Source organism: Paragemmobacter straminiformis, from assembly GCF_014243445.1.
Classification (GTDB): Bacteria; Pseudomonadota; Alphaproteobacteria; order Rhodobacterales; family Rhodobacteraceae; genus Paragemmobacter; species Paragemmobacter straminiformis.
The window spans coordinates 800,401-817,445 of the sequence record NZ_JACLQD010000001.1; the positions used below are offsets into that span (position 1 = coordinate 800,401).

14 protein-coding genes are annotated in these 17,045 nt (G+C 65.2%); 1 reads left to right on the forward strand and 13 read right to left on the reverse strand.

The window, feature by feature from the left end:
• Positions 1-10: 10 nt before the first annotated feature.
• From H7F16_RS03720 to H7F16_RS03745, 6 genes are all read right to left on the reverse strand, one after another.
• Positions 11-1,021, reverse strand: a complete 1,011-nt coding sequence (locus H7F16_RS03720) for an ABC transporter ATP-binding protein (protein ID WP_185796184.1) — start codon at positions 1,019-1,021, stop codon at positions 11-13.
• Positions 1,022-1,061: 40 nt separating this feature from the next.
• Positions 1,062-2,084 carry a zinc-binding dehydrogenase gene (locus tag H7F16_RS03725; RefSeq protein ID WP_206682567.1) on the reverse strand — a complete coding sequence of 341 codons (1,023 nt, stop codon included), beginning with the start codon at positions 2,082-2,084 and terminating at the stop codon, positions 1,062-1,064.
• 37 nt (positions 2,085-2,121) lie between these two features.
• The gene (locus H7F16_RS03730) at positions 2,122-2,940 is read right to left on the reverse strand and encodes a carbohydrate ABC transporter permease (protein WP_185796186.1); all 819 of its coding nucleotides are present in this window, start codon (positions 2,938-2,940) and stop codon (positions 2,122-2,124) included.
• Positions 2,937-3,794 (reverse strand): carbohydrate ABC transporter permease, encoded by an 858-nt coding sequence (locus tag H7F16_RS03735; protein ID WP_185796187.1) that lies wholly within the window; start codon positions 3,792-3,794, stop codon positions 2,937-2,939. Before H7F16_RS03735 ends, H7F16_RS03730 begins: the two co-directional genes overlap by 4 nt.
• A 65-nt stretch (positions 3,795-3,859) precedes the next feature.
• Positions 3,860-5,146, reverse strand: coding sequence for an ABC transporter substrate-binding protein (locus tag H7F16_RS03740; protein WP_185796188.1), 1,287 nt, complete (start codon positions 5,144-5,146; stop codon positions 3,860-3,862).
• Positions 5,147-5,206: 60 nt separating this feature from the next.
• Positions 5,207-6,031, reverse strand: a complete 825-nt coding sequence (locus H7F16_RS03745) for a sugar phosphate isomerase/epimerase family protein (protein WP_185796189.1) — start codon at positions 6,029-6,031, stop codon at positions 5,207-5,209.
• A gap of 278 nt (positions 6,032-6,309) precedes the next feature.
• Between H7F16_RS03745 and H7F16_RS03750 the strand changes: the two genes are divergently transcribed.
• Positions 6,310-8,088: an extracellular solute-binding protein gene (locus H7F16_RS03750; protein ID WP_185796190.1), complete on the forward strand. Its 1,779-nt coding sequence runs from the start codon at positions 6,310-6,312 to the stop codon at positions 8,086-8,088.
• Between the two features lie 66 nt (positions 8,089-8,154).
• On the opposite strand, the gene H7F16_RS03755 is transcribed toward H7F16_RS03750, so the two are convergent.
• The 7 genes from H7F16_RS03755 to H7F16_RS03785 all read right to left on the reverse strand — a co-directional run bounded on the left by H7F16_RS03755 (position 8,155) and on the right by H7F16_RS03785 (position 17,045).
• Positions 8,155-9,750 (reverse strand): ABC-F family ATP-binding cassette domain-containing protein, encoded by a 1,596-nt coding sequence (locus tag H7F16_RS03755; protein WP_185796191.1) that lies wholly within the window; start codon positions 9,748-9,750, stop codon positions 8,155-8,157.
• 239 nt (positions 9,751-9,989) lie between these two features.
• A complete protein-coding gene (locus tag H7F16_RS03760; protein WP_185796192.1) occupies positions 9,990-10,322 on the reverse strand; it encodes a hypothetical protein in 333 nt (110 codons plus the stop codon).
• Between the two features lie 7 nt (positions 10,323-10,329).
• Positions 10,330-11,382 (reverse strand): ketopantoate reductase family protein, encoded by a 1,053-nt coding sequence (locus tag H7F16_RS03765; protein WP_185796193.1) that lies wholly within the window; start codon positions 11,380-11,382, stop codon positions 10,330-10,332.
• Between the two features lie 10 nt (positions 11,383-11,392).
• The gene (locus H7F16_RS03770) at positions 11,393-12,262 is read right to left on the reverse strand and encodes an intradiol ring-cleavage dioxygenase (protein ID WP_185796194.1); all 870 of its coding nucleotides are present in this window, start codon (positions 12,260-12,262) and stop codon (positions 11,393-11,395) included.
• A gap of 89 nt (positions 12,263-12,351) precedes the next feature.
• Positions 12,352-14,877 (reverse strand): ATP-binding cassette domain-containing protein, encoded by a 2,526-nt coding sequence (locus H7F16_RS03775; RefSeq protein ID WP_206682568.1) that lies wholly within the window; start codon positions 14,875-14,877, stop codon positions 12,352-12,354.
• Between the two features lie 82 nt (positions 14,878-14,959).
• Positions 14,960-16,021, reverse strand: a complete 1,062-nt coding sequence (locus H7F16_RS03780; protein WP_185796195.1) for a substrate-binding domain-containing protein — start codon at positions 16,019-16,021, stop codon at positions 14,960-14,962.
• On the reverse strand, positions 16,014-17,045 hold the full coding sequence (locus tag H7F16_RS03785; RefSeq protein WP_206682569.1) for an ABC transporter permease subunit: 1,032 nt from the start codon (positions 17,043-17,045) through the stop codon (positions 16,014-16,016). Before H7F16_RS03785 ends, H7F16_RS03780 begins: the two co-directional genes overlap by 8 nt.

The following is a 17,045-nucleotide window of genomic DNA, read 5'->3' on the forward strand; positions in this document are numbered from 1 at the left end:
TGGCCCGCCGCTAGGCCGCGATGGCCCGCCCTTCGGGGTCGAAAAGGTGGTAATGCCGCGCCTTGGGCGAGACGGACAGCGTGGTTCCCGCAGGCACATGGGCCGTGCCGGGCAAGCGGACGGTCAGCAATTCGTCCTCGCCGATGTCGAGATAGACGAAACTGTCTGCCCCCAGACTTTCCGAATGGACGGCGGTGCCCGTCCATGCGCCGCCCCCGTTCCCGGCAAGCTCCAGATGTTCGGGCCGCACGCCGACATAATGCGCAGGAAAGGACGCGGCCTTTGCCCCCGTCAGGATGTTCATCTTGGGTGAGCCGATGAACTGCGCCACGAAAAGCGATTGCGGGGCGTTGTAAAGCTCCATCGGGGTGCCGACCTGCTGCACCTCGCCGTCTTTCAGCACCACGATACGGTCGGCCATCGTCATCGCCTCGACCTGATCATGGGTGACATAGATCATCGTCGTATCGGGCAGCGAGGCGCCAAGGCGGGAAATCTCGATCCGCATCTTCAGGCGCAGCGCCGCATCGAGGTTCGACAGCGGTTCGTCGAACAGGAACACCTTGGGATTGCGCACGATGGCCCGCCCGATGGCCACGCGCTGGCGCTGGCCGCCCGACAGGTCCTTGGGCTTGCGTTGCAGATAGGGGCCAAGGTGCAGCGTCTCGGCCGCGGCGGCGACGGCACTGTCACGCGCCGCCTTTGGCATCTTGGCGATCCGCAGGGCATAGGCCATGTTTTCGGCCACCGTCATATGCGGGTAAAGCGCGTAGGTCTGGAACACCATCGCAATCCTGCGCTGCGATGGCGGCATGTCGTTCACCACCTGCCCGTCGATGGCGATGCTGCCCGAGGTCACGGCCTCGAGCCCCGCGATCGAGCGCAGCAGGGTCGACTTGCCGCAGCCCGAAGGGCCGACGAAAACGACGAACTCGCCGGATTTTATCTGCAAATCAATGCCCTTGAGGACGTCCACAGGGCCAAAGCTCTTGCGCAGGTTGGTGATGGTGATGTCGGACATGGGTGCTCCGTGGGGCTGGATGGGGACGGGGTCGCGCGCCCTAGCGCACGAACACCGCTTTCTCGGTCTCGCGGGCGTCGAACATGCGAAAGGCGGTTTCGGCCTCGTGCAGGGCAAAGGTGTGGGTGGCCAGACGCTCGAGGTCGATGGCGTGGGTCTCGATCAGCCGCAGGATGTCGGCATATTCGTCGATGCCGAAATACCAAGACCCGAAGACCGTCACCTGCTTGCGGATCAACTGGTCGCTGGGCTTGATCGTGGTCGAGGCCGCCTCGCCCACCAGCGCCAGCTTGCCCATCGGGGCAAGCGCATCGAGCGCCATGTTATGCGCGACACTCTGGCCCGAACAGTCGACGGCACCGGTCAGCCCCTCGCCTCCGGCGAATTCCCTGATCTGGTCGGCCGCCGAAGCATCGCGCGGATCAAGCACAAGGTCGGCCCCGAGCGACCGCGCAAAGTCCCGCCGTTCCGCGATCGGATCAAGTGCGACGACCCGCCCGCCCATCGCCTTGGCGGCAAGCGTGCCTGCCGCGCCCATCGGCCCCATTCCCCAGATGCCGATGCGCGACAGCCCGTTAACGCCCAGCTTGCGCGCGGCCGAAAACAGCGTGCCGAAGGCATCGGTCGAGATGGCGGCGGCAAGATGCGACATGCCCTTGGGGGTTCTGAGCAGGTTGCGCGCCGGAACCCGCAGGAATTCCGCATTGCCGCCGTCCATCGTGAAGCCAAGGCATTTCCACTTGGCGCAAAGGTAGAAATGCCCTGTCCGGCAATGGTGGCAAACACCGCACCCCACGCCAAGATAGACCGCGACATCATCGCCTTCGGCAAATTCGGTCACCGCCTCGCCGACCCTGACGACCACGCCCGCCGGTTCGTGCCCGCAGACGAACTGGTTGGAATCGCCGCCCGAAATCACCGCATTGCCGTAATACAGGCTCAGGTCGCTGCGGCAGATGCACGAGGCCTTGATCTCGACAAGCACCTCGTCGGGGCCGATCTCGGGCACCGGCACGGCGCGGACTTCGACCTGCTTGTTGCCGGGCAGGAAAACGGCTGTCATCTTTGACATTCTGGGGCCTCGATCCTTTTGAAGGGGGTCACTTGACTGCGCCGGCCGACAGGCCGCGCACGAACGAACGCTGCATTGCAAGGAAAAGGACGACCAGCGGGGCAAAGGCGATCAGACCGGCGGCGGCGATCCCGCCGTAATCGACGCCGTAGCGTCCCTGAAGGCTTGCCGCGCCGACGGTGATGGTTTTCAGCGTCTCGGTTTGCAGCACGACCAGCGGCAGCAGATATTCCTGCCACGAGAACAGGAACACGATCAGCGTCAAGGACATCAGGCCCGGACGCGCCAGCGGCACCACCACCGTCAGAAAGCCGTAAAGCGGCGATGCGCCATCCATCGTCGAGGCCTCGATCAACTCGTCGGGGACCTCTTGCATGACGGTCCGCATCATGAAGACCGAAAAGGGCATCAGCAGCGCCGCCTGCGGCAGGATCACACCGATATGCGTGTCGATCAGCCCCAGCGCCTGAAGGTTGCCGTAAAGCGCCACGATCACCGAAGGGGCCGGCACGACAAGCCCGGCAAGGAACAGCGCGAACAGCGCCTCGCGGCCGCGGAACTGCATCTTGGCAAAGGCATAGCCTGCAAGCGGCGCGGTCAGCAGGACAAGCACGGTGACCGCCACGGAAATCTTGAGCGAGTTCCAGAAGAAGGTCGAAAAGCCGCTCTCGGTCCAGACGCGCAGGTAATTCGCCGTCTCGATGGGCCAGGGCAGGCTGAGCGGACCGTTGAACAGATCAGCCTCGCTGCGCATCGACGCCAGCAGCACAAGATAGACGGGCGCAAGGGCGTAAAGCGCGAAGACGGCAAGGACGACGGTTTGCGAATGTCTGGTGAAGCGGTTCATTTTACCCTCAGAAGCCGGAAGGCAAGCGCGCTCAGGCTCAGCACGATGGCCAGAAGGACGACAGACAGGACCGAGGCGTAGCCGTAGTCCCCGACAAGGAAGAAGGTCTTGTAGACATGGGTGGTCAGCACCTCGGTGGCATAGCCGGGGCCGCCCTGCGTGGTGACCCAGATCAGGTCGAAGAAACGCATCGCCTCGATTGCGGCATAAAGCCCGAGGAACAGCGTCGAATTCTTCAGCAGCGGCACGGTGATGTCGCGGAACTTGCGCCACCACGGCGCACCGTCGACATCGGCGGCCTCGTAAAGCGAGGGGTCGATCGACTGGATGGCACCAAGGTAGATCACCACGCAGAAGCCGAAGAAGGTCCAGGCCCCCACCACGTTGAGCGAGACAAGCGCGGTGCCTTCCTCGGCGAGCCAGGCGCCCGCAAGGTTGCCCAGTCCCAGCATGTCGAGGCTGTAGTTGAGCAGTCCGAACAGCGGATTGTAGATCCATCCCCAGATGATGCCCGCCACGACCAGCGGGATGGTGCGGGGCAGGAAGTAGATGGCGCTCATCATCTGGATGGTGCGCGGGCTGCGCTCGGCCAGAATCGCGGCCAGCAGCAGGCCCGCCAGCAGCGGAAAGGCCAGCGTCAGAACGACCCAGATGGCGTTATGGCCCAGCGCCGCCCAGAACACCCCGTCCGATCCGAGACGGGCATAGTTATCAAGGCCGACGAAATCCTGCGCGATGCCGTTATCCCATGAAAAGAACGAATAGGCGGTCACCTGAAGGATCGGCAGAACCACGAAGGCCCCGTAAAGCAACAGCGCCGGCAGCAGGAAAAGATAGGCAGGGCGCGAGGACATGGGGCGGGATCTTTCCTTTGGGCAGGGGGTGGGCGGGTCGCAGGCTGCGACCCGCCGCGACGGGTTCAGGGAAGCCAGCGCTCGCCGTTGGTGCCTGCGGTCTCCCACGCGGCCTGCATGGATTGCAGGAACTCCTCGGCCGTGACCTCGCCACCGACAAGGCGCTGAAGCTCGGGGTAAAGAACCTGCGTCACGCTTTCGGGCAGGGTCGTATGCAGGTCGTAGAAGTTGGTATCCGGCGTGGCGAGGCCGGCGGTGAAGAACTCCTGGACCACGGGGTCGGCGCCCCACTTGGCCAGTTCCTCGGGCGTCGTGCCGATCGGCACGGTGTAGCCCTTTTGCACCCAGACCTGCCGGCTTTCGGGCGAGACGAGGCAATCAAGATAGGCCGCCGCCGCATCACGCACGGCCGGCGACGCGGTTGCAGACAATTGCCACTGCGACCCCTCGCCCCACATCGTGCCGGGTGCGACACCCTCGGCCAAGGGGGGCAGCATGAACACGCCCATGTCGAATTTCGCGCCACGGATCATGTCTTGCAGCACCCACGTGCCGGTGATCGTCATCGCCGCACGGCCCGACAGGAACAGGGCGTTCGCCTCGTCATAGCCGACGCCGTTGAACCCGCGCGGGAAAGTGTCGGCCTTGGCCCAGTCCTGAAAGGTCTGCGCGGCCTGCACGAAGGCGGGGTTGGTCCATGGCTCGTCGCCGAAGAACACCTTTTCCTCGAGCGCGCGCCCGGCGGTCAGGCCAAGGATCAGGCTGAAGGTGTTGGTCGCAGGCCAGCGGTCGCGGTTGCCGAAGGCCACGGGGATGATCCCGTCCGCCTTGAGCGTCTCGACCAGTGTCTGGAATTCGGCATAGGTCTTGGGCACGCTCAGGCCGTTCTCGGCAAAGAGGTCCTTGTTGAAATAGACCCCCATCAGGTCCTGCTCCATCGGCAAGCCATAGACCTTGCCGTCATAGGAGTTGCGGCCCTTGTAGAATTCGTTGACCTGATCCCAGCCGTATTTGGCGTAATAGTCGTCAAGCGGCGCAAGCGCGCCGACCCGTGCATAGCCCGACAGGACCGATGCGGCGGGCCAGGTATAGGCAAGATCGGGCGTCTTGCCCGCCGAAACGGCCAGACGGTAGCTGTCGCGGATGCCGATCGAGGGGGCTATGGTGCGCAGCACCTCGGCCCCGTTCAGCGCCGGTTTGCAGGTGGCGATCAGCTCGTCCATCGCAGGTCCGGCGGCGGTGATGCCGCTTTGCGCGAACTGGTCCCACTGCGTCACCACGACGCTGTCCTGCGCTGCGGCCTGTGTTGCGATGACAAGCGCCATCGGCACGCCCCAAAGGGTTCGTTTCATTGTCGTTCCTCCCGGTTTGAAAATGACCCGCCGCCCCTGATGCGGGGCTGGCGCGGGGGCTCAGAGAATGGACTTCAGATAGGCATGGGCGCGGCGGGCCAGATCGTCCGGCTCGACGTTGCGGCGGTTGAAGCCGATTTCCATCGCCAGATAGCCGTCATAGCCCGTGTCGCGCAGCGCCTGCACCAGCGACACGTAATCCACGACCCCGCTGCCCGGCGCGTCGCGGTTCACATCGGCAAGGTGGATATGCCTGAGCCGCTTGCCGAGACGGTAGACGTAATCCGTCGGCACCTCGTTGCGGTAAAGCGTGTGGTAGGTATCGAACATCGCCCCCACATTGGGACGGTCGACCCTGTCCATCAGCGCGATGACATCATCGCATGAGTCGATCAGATTGCTGTCGGCCGAGGTGGGTTCGACCGCAACGGCAACACCCGCTCCGGCGGCATGGTCGGCCACCTCGGCCAAGGCGGCGGCCGTCCAGTCGAGCGCTTGCGGCCGCGCTGTTCCGAACACCTGCCAACCGGCGACATAAAGCAGTGTCGGCGCGCCCCATTCGGCGCAAAGGTCGGTCACCTTCTTGTACATGTCGATGGCGGCCGCCCGTTCCGCCGCATCGGGCGAGGCCACGTTATAGCCCGCGCCGCCACCGGGGGCGGGCAGCATGCTCGACACCGCAATCCCTTCGCCGTCGAGAACGCGGCGGATTTCCTTGCGCCGTTCCGCCCCCAGATAATCGGGAAAGGCATGGGGCGCGGCCGCCCCGATCTCGATCCCGTCATAGCCGATGCGGGCAAGACGCTTGATGGCCTCTTCCAACGGATACGAGGGCACCCAGACCGGAAAACCGGAATAGACCCATGTGTTGAATGCCAGTTTCATCGCGCCCTCCCAAGCTGTGTTCCGCCTTTGCAGACCCACCGGCACGGGCAAGAGACCGCGCCTTTCCTCTGCGGGCCCAATGGATTTGCAGGCCACGGACAGACCCTATCCAAGCTGGACGGGTGTCGTAACCGGCTAAGATGTCCAAATTGGACAAGTCCGCGCGCCCTGTCCAAAACGGACGTCTGGACGCCCTGCCCCGCAATCGCTTAGATGGCGGACAGCACCCCGCCCGGGCAGGCCGGACCGGCTGCCGACCTTTGCAGGGGCGCGCACGATTGACTGAACCGGCCAGCAAGACCCCCCGCGACAGCGACCGCGAACGCCCCGAAGGGCCCTATGAACGCGGCGACGGGGCCGCGGCCGACCAAAGGACCATCCGCGACGAACAGGTGCGCTTCGTCGATTTCGTCGCGCAAATCTATGACGGGGCCGAAACGCTGCTTGGGCCTGCGGGCAGCCAGCGCGAGATGCGGATGATCCTGCATCTGATCGCCAGCCATTTCGACGGCCAGCTTGTGACAAGCTCGTCCCTCGCGGCGGCGTCGGGGCTGAGTTACGGCACAGCGCTGCGGACCATCGACGATCTGGACGCGCGCGGCCTTGTCGTGCGGCGGGAAAGAACCGCCTCGGGGCGGTCGCATTCGCTGCACCCTTCGGCGATGCTGCTGGCGCGCTGGCGTCAGTTTGCCTATCGCAGCGATGCGCTGATGCGCGGCACGCTTGGCAAGGAGACCCCCGCAAAGCCGCGCCGGACGGCCCCTTCGGCGGTGCTGCCCCCGCCTGCGGTTCTGGAAACCAAGCTCGGCCTTGGGCGCGGCCTGCGGGTTCTGGTCCACGCCGATCCGACATTCATGGCGATGCTCAACCTCAAACGCCAGTTCGAGATGATCATGGGCACGCGCATCGAAAGCCGCGCCCATTCCATCGACAGGCTGCATGCCGAATTGATCGCCAACGCGCAAAGGCCCGTGTCGCAATACGATATCGTTGCCGTCGACCTTCCGTGGTTCGGCGAGATGGCCGATGCGGGGCGCCTGCTGCCGCTTGACGCGCTGGTCGCGGGATCGGGCTTCGACCAGACCGACATCTACCCCGACGCCTTGGCCAGTTCCTTCTGGCAGGGCCAGCAATACGGCGTGCCGATCATGGTTTCGGGCGAGATACTGGTCTATCGCAAAGACCTTTTGGCGGCGGCCGGGCTGGAACCGCCACGAACGGTCGAGCAGACGCTCGCGGTCGCGCGCAGCTTGCACGACCCCAAGGCGGGCATCGCCGGAATCAGCTGGAACGGCGGGCGCGGCACCCCGCTCGGCCACACGTTCATGATGGTCATGAGCGCCTTTGGCCAGCCGGTCATCGACCTGCGGCCCACCTCCGACGGCTATGACACAAAGACCCTAACGCCCGAAAACCTGCGGCCCATGTTCCAGTCCGAGGCGGCCTTGCAAACCGTCGAGTATCTGCTGGACCTTCTGGCGGTCTCGCCGCCGGGGATATTGCAGATGGCATGGTATGACCGTGCGCGCACCTATGCCAAGGGACGCGCCGCGATGGCCTATTCGCATTCGCTGCTGGCCCCGATCCACGAGACGGATGCAACCTCGCCCGCCTATCAGCGCACGGGCTATGCCCCGCATCCGACCGGCCCAAAAGGCAGGCCGATCGTGCCGATGGGCGGGTATTCCCTTGCGATCCCCGCCAATATCGCGGCCAATCGCATCGGAGAGGTCTGGCGCGCGCTGCAAACCCTGACCACGGCCTCGGCCACGAAACTTTACCTTGCCAATGGCAGCCTTGCGAGTTCGCGCACCAGCGTCAGCCGCGACCCCGAGGTTGCCGCGCTGTCGCCGATGATCTCGGCCGTGGACGAGATGGCACGGCAAGGCTACCTGCGGATCTGGCCGCGCCCTCCGGTTCCGGGCATTTCCGACCTGATCGTGATCGCGGGCGAGGAAATCCACGACATCCTGAGCGGCACCAAGACGGCCCGCGACGCGCTTGATACGGCGCAGCGCCGCGCGCTTTCGCTGCCGCAGTTCAGCCATTCCCCCTAGCGCCGCACCGGCGCTTTCGCCCCGCGCCCCGCGCGACAGCGGCCCATCCTTCACGCGGCCCATCCTTCACGCGGCAGGGCGTGACGGCAGTTCGATCACGCGGTCGGGTGCGACCGATCTGACAAAGGCGTCATCGTGGCTCACGATCAGGACTGCCCCGTCATAGGCGGCAAGCGCCGCCTCGAGCGCGGCAAGGCTGTCAAGATCGAGATGGTTCGTCGGCTCGTCAAGGATCAGCAACATCGGCGGCGGGGTTGCCCCCAAGGCACAGGCAAGACCGGCGCGCAGCCGTTCTCCGCCACTCAGCCCGGCAGCGCGACGCCGGGCGTCAGCGGCGCGAAACCCGAACCGCGCCAAGGCGGCATGGGCCATGCGGGCATCGGCCGCAGGGTTCAGATGCCGGAAATTCCCGCTCAGGGTCCGCTCCGGTGCCAGCATCCCGACATGCTGGTCCAGCAGCGCAAAGGGCACCGAAACCTCGACCCTGCCGCGCATCGGCGCAAGCTGGCCGGTGATCAACCCGAGCAGCGTGGTCTTGCCGCTACCGTTTGGCCCGGCAATGGCGATGCGTTCGGGTCCGGTCACGGTCAGCGACAGGTCGCGAATGACCGGATGATGCGGGTCGTATCCGCCGGTCAGCCGGTCGAGCCGCAACACGGTCTTGCCCTCGGGCAGGCCGGTCGGGGCGATATCCATGCGCAAGGGCTGCATGATCTCGATCTTTTCGCGGGCCTCGGACAGCGCCGCATCCGCCGCGTCACGGCGGGCGTCGCGAAGGCGCGCCCCCGCGCTGTCAGATGCCTCGGCCCGCCCCTTGGCAAAATCGAACTGGATCTTCGATTGCCCGCCCTTTGCCCTTGCCCTGTGACCGGCGCCGTCTTTGCGGTTCTTGCGTTCCTGCGCGTCTTGCGCGCGGCGCGCGGCCGCGTCGCGCGTCTTTTCCGCATGGGCAAGGTCGCGCTGCGCCGCCTCGCGTTCGGTTTTCTTCCTCAGCCGGAAATCGCTTAAACTGCCACCGTATCTTGCCGCCCCGAGCGCCGACAACTCGACAATCGCGTCCATCTCGGCCAGCAGCGTCCGGTCATGGCTGGCGACGATCGCCCCCCGCGCCCATCCACGCAGCAATTCGGCCACCGCCTCGCGTCCGGCCCGATCAAGATTGTTCGTCGGCTCGTCGAGAAGAAGGAAATCAGGCTCGGCCATGATGACCGAAGCAAGGGCGGCCCGCGTGCGCTGGCCACCCGAAAGCGCGGCCAAGGGGGTCAGCGGCGCGACCGACAGGCCGCAGCGCTGCAAGGCGGCCTCGATACGGGCGGGCGCTGTCCAATCGGTATCGGCAAGCAGGTCGGCATCGGCCTGCCCCGCCTCGGCCCGCGCAACCCGTTCAAGGGCTGCGCGCAGGCCGAAAAGGTCGGCCACGGTTGCTTCGGGGCGATCAACGGCATCCTGCCGCATCATCGCGACGCTGCCCTTGATGTGAACCTGTCCCGATGACGGGGCCAGATCACCCGCGATCAGACGCAGCAGCGTGCTTTTCCCCGCGCCGTTGCGCCCGACGATGCCGGTGCGTTCGCAGCCGAAGCCAAGGTCGAGGTCGGTAAAGACGGGGTCGCGGTCAGGCGTGGAATAGGACAGGCGGAACAGGGACACGGATGCAGGCATGGGCCGGAACTTTTCGCTGTGGAACCAAAGGGGTGCAGGCAGCGGGGTTCAGGTCCATGGCGAATGTGTCTCCCATGATGCGGACATCAGGGATTTATTCTCATAATTGGAATTTTACAAGAGAGCCGCTGTCCTTCCGGCATGCGCGGATCGGGCCGGAAGCGGCCAGGGTCGCGGCCAGAGTCGTGGCCAGCGTCGCGGGCAGGGTCGCGGGCAGAGTCGCGGCCAGTCCCCTCGGGCTATTTGATCGCGATATAGGTGGCGGCGTCCAGCTGTGCGCAGCGGACAGCCGTATGCGCCGACAGGATGCGGGTGGCGATGTCGCGCGCATCCTCGCAGAGCGAACGCAGTTTCTCGGCCGTCCGGTCAGGCTTGGGAAGCAGGCTGATTTCGATATTCACGGCCGGTTGGTCCGCAAGCGACCGCACGCCGATGGCGACGAACTGGCAGGCCGCCTCGGGGATATCGAGCCTTGCGCAAAGAAGCGCGCGCGTCTGGGCAAGAAGCCCGTCAAGCGCCGCGTCCTTCTCGCGCATCAGGGCCGCGTCAATGAAGAACTTCACATTTGCCATGATACCCTTACCCCCGCACCAATGCCTCGCCCAGCAGTCGCGCGTGGTCGGGATGCGGCTTCAACCTGCCCGCCTCGATCTCGAGCGCGATTTCGACGACGCGGCGGTTGACCGGCGCGTCCTGACCATGCGCGCGCAGGATATCGACGACCCATCCGTTGACCTCTTGCACCTCGGCGCGGCGGCCTTTGCGCCAGTCTTGCAGCGATGTCGTCAACGTATCCTCGCGCGAGAAGGTGCGCAGCACCTCGGCAAAGATTTCATCGACGTAGCGTTCGGGGTGGTTGCTCATCACCGGCGGCATCCCGATGATCGGCATGACCGTCGCCCCGTCGGCCAAGGCGGCGCGCATCGCCTCGTATCCCGCCTCGCGCATCACCTCGAGCATGCCGGGCGCACGGGCGGCATCGTTCAGGGCGGTGTCGATGATCGCCGAAGGGATCAGTTCGGCGGCGTTCACCACCAGCTTCATCCATTTGGCCGAGCGGATATCCTCGACCACCTCGACCCGCCCCGAATGGCGCAGGATGTCGGCCACGCCCTCGACCCGGTGCTGCTGCGCGGGGTCAAGCGCGCCCAGCGCGAACCAGCTTTCGTCATGGTCGTTCTGGCGGTTCGTGACGCCCGGCACCCACATGTTCGATGCGATCTCGATCACCGCGCCGATGGTGCGGTGGCGACCGACGACCGAGGCGATATCCTCGTGCGTCATGCCGTTTTGCAGGCCGATCAGAAAACCGTCCTCGGCCAGAACCGACTTGGCAAGGTGGCTTGCCCAGACCGTGTCATAGGCCTTGACCACCAGAAAGATCAGATCGAAGGGCTGCTTGATCTCGGCCACCTGACAAAGATGCAGGGCGGGCACCTGCACGTTGAAGCTGCGCGTCGGCATGTTGACCGTGATGCCCTTCTCGCGGATCGCTTCGATATGGGCGGGCCATTGGTCGATGAAGGTCACATCGAGGCCCGCTGCGGCGAAATCGGCGGCGATAGAGGCCCCCTGCGCGCCGGTGCCCAGAAAGGCGATGCGGGGAGAGGTGGTCGTATCGGCTGCGGACATGGCGGGATTCCTATGCTTTGGTCGCTGCGCTGCGGTTCAACACGAAGTCGAATTCGGACCGCCATTTCGTTTCGCCGCCGGTCACCCTGTGGAAAGGGGCGATCAGGCTTTCCTTGACGCCGAACACCGCGTCGGACGTCAGGTAGTCGTCGCCCGCCACGAAGGTGTGGGTCACCACGGTGTCGAACCCGTCGCGGCTGACGATGAAATGCATATGCGCGGGCCGCCACGGGTGCCGCCCCAGCCGGTCCAGCAATTGCCCCACGGGGCCGTCATCGGGGATGGGGTATGAGACCGGCTTGATGCCCCGGAAGCTGTAGCGCCCGTCCGCCCCCGTCACAAAGACGCCACGGTTGTTGTGGGCGGGCTGCACATCGGGTTGCTGCACATCGTAGAACCCGTCCTCGTTGTCGGACCACACATCGATGCGCGCGCCAGACAGAGGAGCGCCGTCGATATCGGTCACGCGCCCTTCGAACAGGCAGGTTTCGGCTCCGCCCGCCTTGGTGATCGTGGCGCCCATCGGGTATTCGGGCACGCCGTCGACATGAAAGGGGCCAAGCACCGTGTTTTCCGTCGCACCCGTGGGGCGGCGGTTGTTGATCGCATCGACCAGCATCGACACGCCCAGCACATCGGAAAGCAGGATGAACTCTTGCCGGTTGCCGTCGCACATCTGCCCCGTGCGGGTCAGAAAGCCGATGGCCGCCTCCCATTCGGGCTGGGTCAGGGAAACGTCTTTCACAAAGGCATGCAGATGCGCGACAAGGCGCGACATCACATGGGCAAGACGCGGGTCGGTATCGGCCCCGATCCGGCCATTCACCGCCGCGACCGATCCGGCTTCGGTGAAATATTCGAGGGTCGTTGCGCGGGTCATTTCGGTTCTTTCTTATGGCGCCGGGTTGTGCGGGGCTGACGCCGGCCACGGAAGGGGCCGACGCTTTGCCCTTGGGCGTGCAGAGGGTGTCAGGTCTTGGTCTGGCTTCGCGCCGTCGAGTAGATCAGCGCGGCGGCAAGGATCAGCACGCCCTGAAACACGTATTGATAGGTCTGCGACAGGCCAAGGAAGGACACCGCGTTCAGCACCTCGGTCAGCAGCACGGCGCCCATGACGGTGCCGATAAAGGTGCCGCGCCCGCCGCGCAGGCTGGTGCCGCCCAGAACCACGGCCGTAATGCTGGCAAGCGTGTAGCTGACGCCTTGCTGCGGATCGCCCACGCCGATCTGCACCATCAGCATCACCGCACCCAGCGCCGTGCAAAGCGCCACGGCGATGTATCCGGCAATCGCCACCCGGTCCACGCGGATGCCCATCCGCCGGGCCGACCCTTCGTGCGAGCCGATGGCGCGCAGCTGCCAGCCCTGCCGACTGTAGCGCAGCCCGTATTCCGCCGCCAGGGCCACCGCCACCAGCACGATGAACGCCACCGGAATGGGCCCGAGCTTCCAGCCGATGAAATCCATCACCGCAAAGTTGATATAGCCGTCCGGCCCGTCGCGCAGCACGAAGCTCATCCCCTGAAGGCCGATGTACATGGCAAGCGTGGCCGCGATCGGCGTGAAATTCGCAAAGCGGATGAGCAGGCCGTTGACCGACCCCACGACCAGCGCGCCAAGGACCATCAGCGCAAAGCCAAGCGCGATGGTCTGCGGCGACTGCCCGTCATTGATGAAGAACGAGGCCACGACGACAAGAAACCCCGCCAGCGGCCCCACCGAAAGGTCGATCCCCCCCATCAGCAGCGCGATGGTCTGCCCCATCGCGATAAAGCCGAGCGCCGTCGCAAGCAGAAGGATGTTCGAGATGTTGAAGGCGGAAAAGTAGTTGCCGTTCTGGCTGAAGACATACAGCCCCAGCAGGGCGATCACGGCGGCAAGCGGGGCGACAGTCGCGTTGTCGCTTTGGATGAAGCTGCGCAAACCGCGCGCCGCGGGGCGCGGGCTTTGGCTTGGCGCCGCTTGGGCCAGATGCGTCTGCGCCTTGACCGCCGCCGCGACGATGCGCTCTTCGGTCACGGCCTCGCCGGTCAGGGTTTCGGCAACCCGCCCCCGCGACATGACGATGACGATGTCGCACAGCCCTTCGAGTTCGGCCGCGTCCGAGGAATTGACGATGACGGGCGTGCCCGATTGCGACACCTCGCGCAGGATGCGGTAGATTTCGAACCGCGCGCCGACATCGACGCCCTGCGTCGGCTCGTCCGCCAGAATGAAGCCCGGGCGCGACATCAGGGCGCGCGCCATGACAACCTTTTGCTGGTTGCCCCCCGACAGCGACAGGATGGCGGCATCCAGCCCCGGCGATTTGACGGCCAGCGATCCGAACAGGCGGTTCACCTCGGCCAGTTCCGAACGGCGGTTGACGATCCCGAGACGGCTGAGCTGGTCGAGGGCGGAAAAGGTCGCGTTCTCGCGCACGGTCAGGTCGGCGATGATGCCTTCCGAGTGGCGGTCCGAGGGCATGTAGGCCGTGTTTTGCCGCACCTGCGCCGCCGTCAGGGCGGTGCCGTTCAGCCTGACTTCGCCGGTCCATGCCTCAAGCCCGGCCAGCGCCCGCATCACCTGCGCCTGCCCGTTGCCTTCGACCCCCGCGATGCCGATGATCTGCCCGCGACCGACGGCAAAGCCGACATCGTGGAATTTCCGTCCCGACAGGCCGCTCACGGCGAAATTCGGTTCGGGCGCGGCTTGGGCGCATTTGGGCGGAAAGGCCGATGCCAGACTGCGCCCGACGATCATCGCCATCAGATCGTCGTCGGTCACATCGCGCACCAGCGCGCCGCCTTCGACCCGTCCATCCCGCAGCACCGTGACGCGATGCGCGATCTGGCGCAGTTCGGCAAGCCTGTGGGTGATGTAGATCACCGCCGTCCCCTTGGCCACGATGGCGCGGATGCGGTCGAACAGCATTTCGGTTGCATCCTGATCGAGCGCGGCCGTCGGCTCGTCAAGGATCAGCACAGGCGGGCGCGTCGCCAGCGCCTTGGCAATTTCGAGAAGGTGCTTTTGCGCCACCGTCAGCGCGTCGGCCCGCAGGTGCAGCGCAACATCCAGACCGACATCGTCCAGCATGGCGCGTGCGATCGTATCGGGCGCGGCCCCTTCGAAAACGCGCGCGGGCAGCGCCACGCGCAGGTTTTCCAGCACCGACAGATCGTCCAGCACCGCCGGATGCTGGTACGAGATCGAGACCCCGAGCGCTGCCGCCTTTTCCGGCGACATGGGGCTTACGGTCACGCCGTCGAATTCCACGCTTCCCTGTTCGGGCGTCAGAACCCCGGCGATGATGTTCATCAGGGTCGATTTTCCGGCGCCGTTCTCGCCAAGGATGGCATGGACTTCGCCCGGATGGATATCGACCGACACGTTCGACAGCGCGGTGACGCCGGAAAAGACCTTGGTAATTCCTGACAGGCGGATCTTCGGCGCGACCAATGCGGCGACGGCGGCATCCTGCAATTGCATGTCGTTCATGGGGGCTACCTTGGGCATGACATGTCCTGCTGTCCCGGTGACGGGGCGATGAAGGGCCGGTCCGAAGCCGCGGCGCAGCTTCAGACCGGTTCGCAAGTGTTTACTGACCGACGGCTTTGGCCTGCGCGTCATCGGCCATCTCGGCCGACAGGTAGATCGAGCCGGGCAGATCGTCGCGGCAGGTCACGGGGTTCGGCGAACCCGAGACCGAGTCCTCGTAGACCGGAGCCTTGAAGATGTTGTCCGCCGGCGGCGTGCCGTCGGTGGCAAGGGCGACAGCCCATTGCACGGCAAGACGCACGTTGTCGTTTCCGGTCGCGACCGTGAACAGCTTGAAGTCGGGGTTGGCTTCGTGGTTCTGCGCCCAGAAGCACGACAGCGAGTTGCCGTCCGAGGTGGCGATGGCAGGGATCGACCGCTTGAACTCGGCAAAGACCGGCAGCGCACCCACCAGCGAGGGGCCGAAGTCGGACACGATCACGTCGATCTTGTCGTTCTTGGCGATTTCCGCCGAAAGCACCTGCTGCGTCAGCGACGGGTCCCAGTTGGTGACGGCAAAGGGCTCGGGGTTGATGAACTTGTATTTGTCATCAAGCACGGTCTTCATGCCTTCCAGCTCGTCCAGACCCTGGCTGTTGCCGGCAGGGCCGGAAAGGAACAGGATGTTGCCGCCGTCGGGCAGGTTCGCCTTGATCCAGTTGCCCCAGCTCTTGCCGTCCTCGACAAAGGACGAGCCGATGAACTTGGCGTAGTTCACGCCTTCCTCGCCGCCGACGTCGACGCGGTAGGGAACCACGATGGTCCCTGCGCGATGCGCGTTGGTAAGCGCGGGCAGCACGGCCGGACCGGCATCGCCAAAGACGACCATGGCGTTGATCCCGCGTGCCGCCATCGAGTTGATGTCCGAAATGGCCTTCTGGGTGTTGCCCTGACCGTCGGCATATTCATACTGCGTGATGCTCGGGCATTTTGCGGCCTCTTCGGCACCCGAAGCGGTGGTCACAAGGCGCCAGCTGTTGCCGCCGAAGCCGTCGAGCAGGGCAAGCGAGGCTTGCTTCGGCCCGCACCACGACGGGGTTTCGGCCAGCGCGGTGGTGGCGGTCAGCGCCGTGGTCAGGGTGGCCGCCGCGATTGCAAGCGACATGATCTTGGTTTTAGACATTGTCCGTTTCCTCCGAGTTGGACTGTTGAGCACGTGTTATTGCGGACCGTTTCCAGCGGACCGAGTAGACGCCGATCCCGAACACCAGCGCCAAAGCCTGGATGATGGTTTGGGCAGAGAACGGCACTCCGACGGCAAGGGCGAACTGGCTGAGCTGGTTCAGGAAGAACGCCGCGACGACCGTCGAAATCGGATAGCCCCGCCCCCCGAGCAGCGACGTTCCCGCCAGCACCACCACCGCGACCGATGGCAGAAGCAGACTGTCGCCCTGAAAGGCCGTGGGTTCGCGGGTGATGCCGGAAATCAGCACCCCTGCAAGGCAGTAGAGAAGCTGCGCAAGCACATAGGCCGCAGCCTGATAGCGCCGCACGGGCAGGCCCGCCGCATGCGCAGCAAGCGGGTTCGCCCCGATCGCCTCGAACCGGCGGCCCATGACCGTCGCCTTGAGCAGAAAGCTCACAAGGCAGGTGACGACCACGGCGAACAGAACCGAGTTGGGCAGGCCCAGCGTCTTGCCGCCGGCAATTTCGGCCATCAGCGGCGTCGTGATGCGCGGCACGCCGCCCGACACGGCAAAGACAGCCCCGTAAAGCAGCGCGTTCATCCCGATGGTCGCGATGATCGCATTCAGCCGCATGACACCGACAAGGATGCCGTTCACAAGACCGGCCACCAGCGCGCAGCAAACCGCGATCAGGATCGAGCCGAAGAGCTGCGCATCGTTTCCGCCCGAAAGGTGGGTGGTTATGACAACCGCAAGCGAAACGCCGCCCGCCAGCGACAGGTCGAACCCGCCCTGCTGCACCACCAGCATTTGCCCCAGCCCGACGATGGCGATGATCGCCGCAAAGGGCAGGCTGCCCGACAGGCCGCCGACCGACACGGCCGAGGGCGCAAAGACGGCGCAGACGACCAGCAGCACAAGTGTCGACAGCACGACCGTGGCAAAGCCGCGCGCGACCTTTACCTTTCGCCAGTCAAAGGCGTATCCCGCTTCCCGCGTCAGTCGGACCTCGTGCGCCAC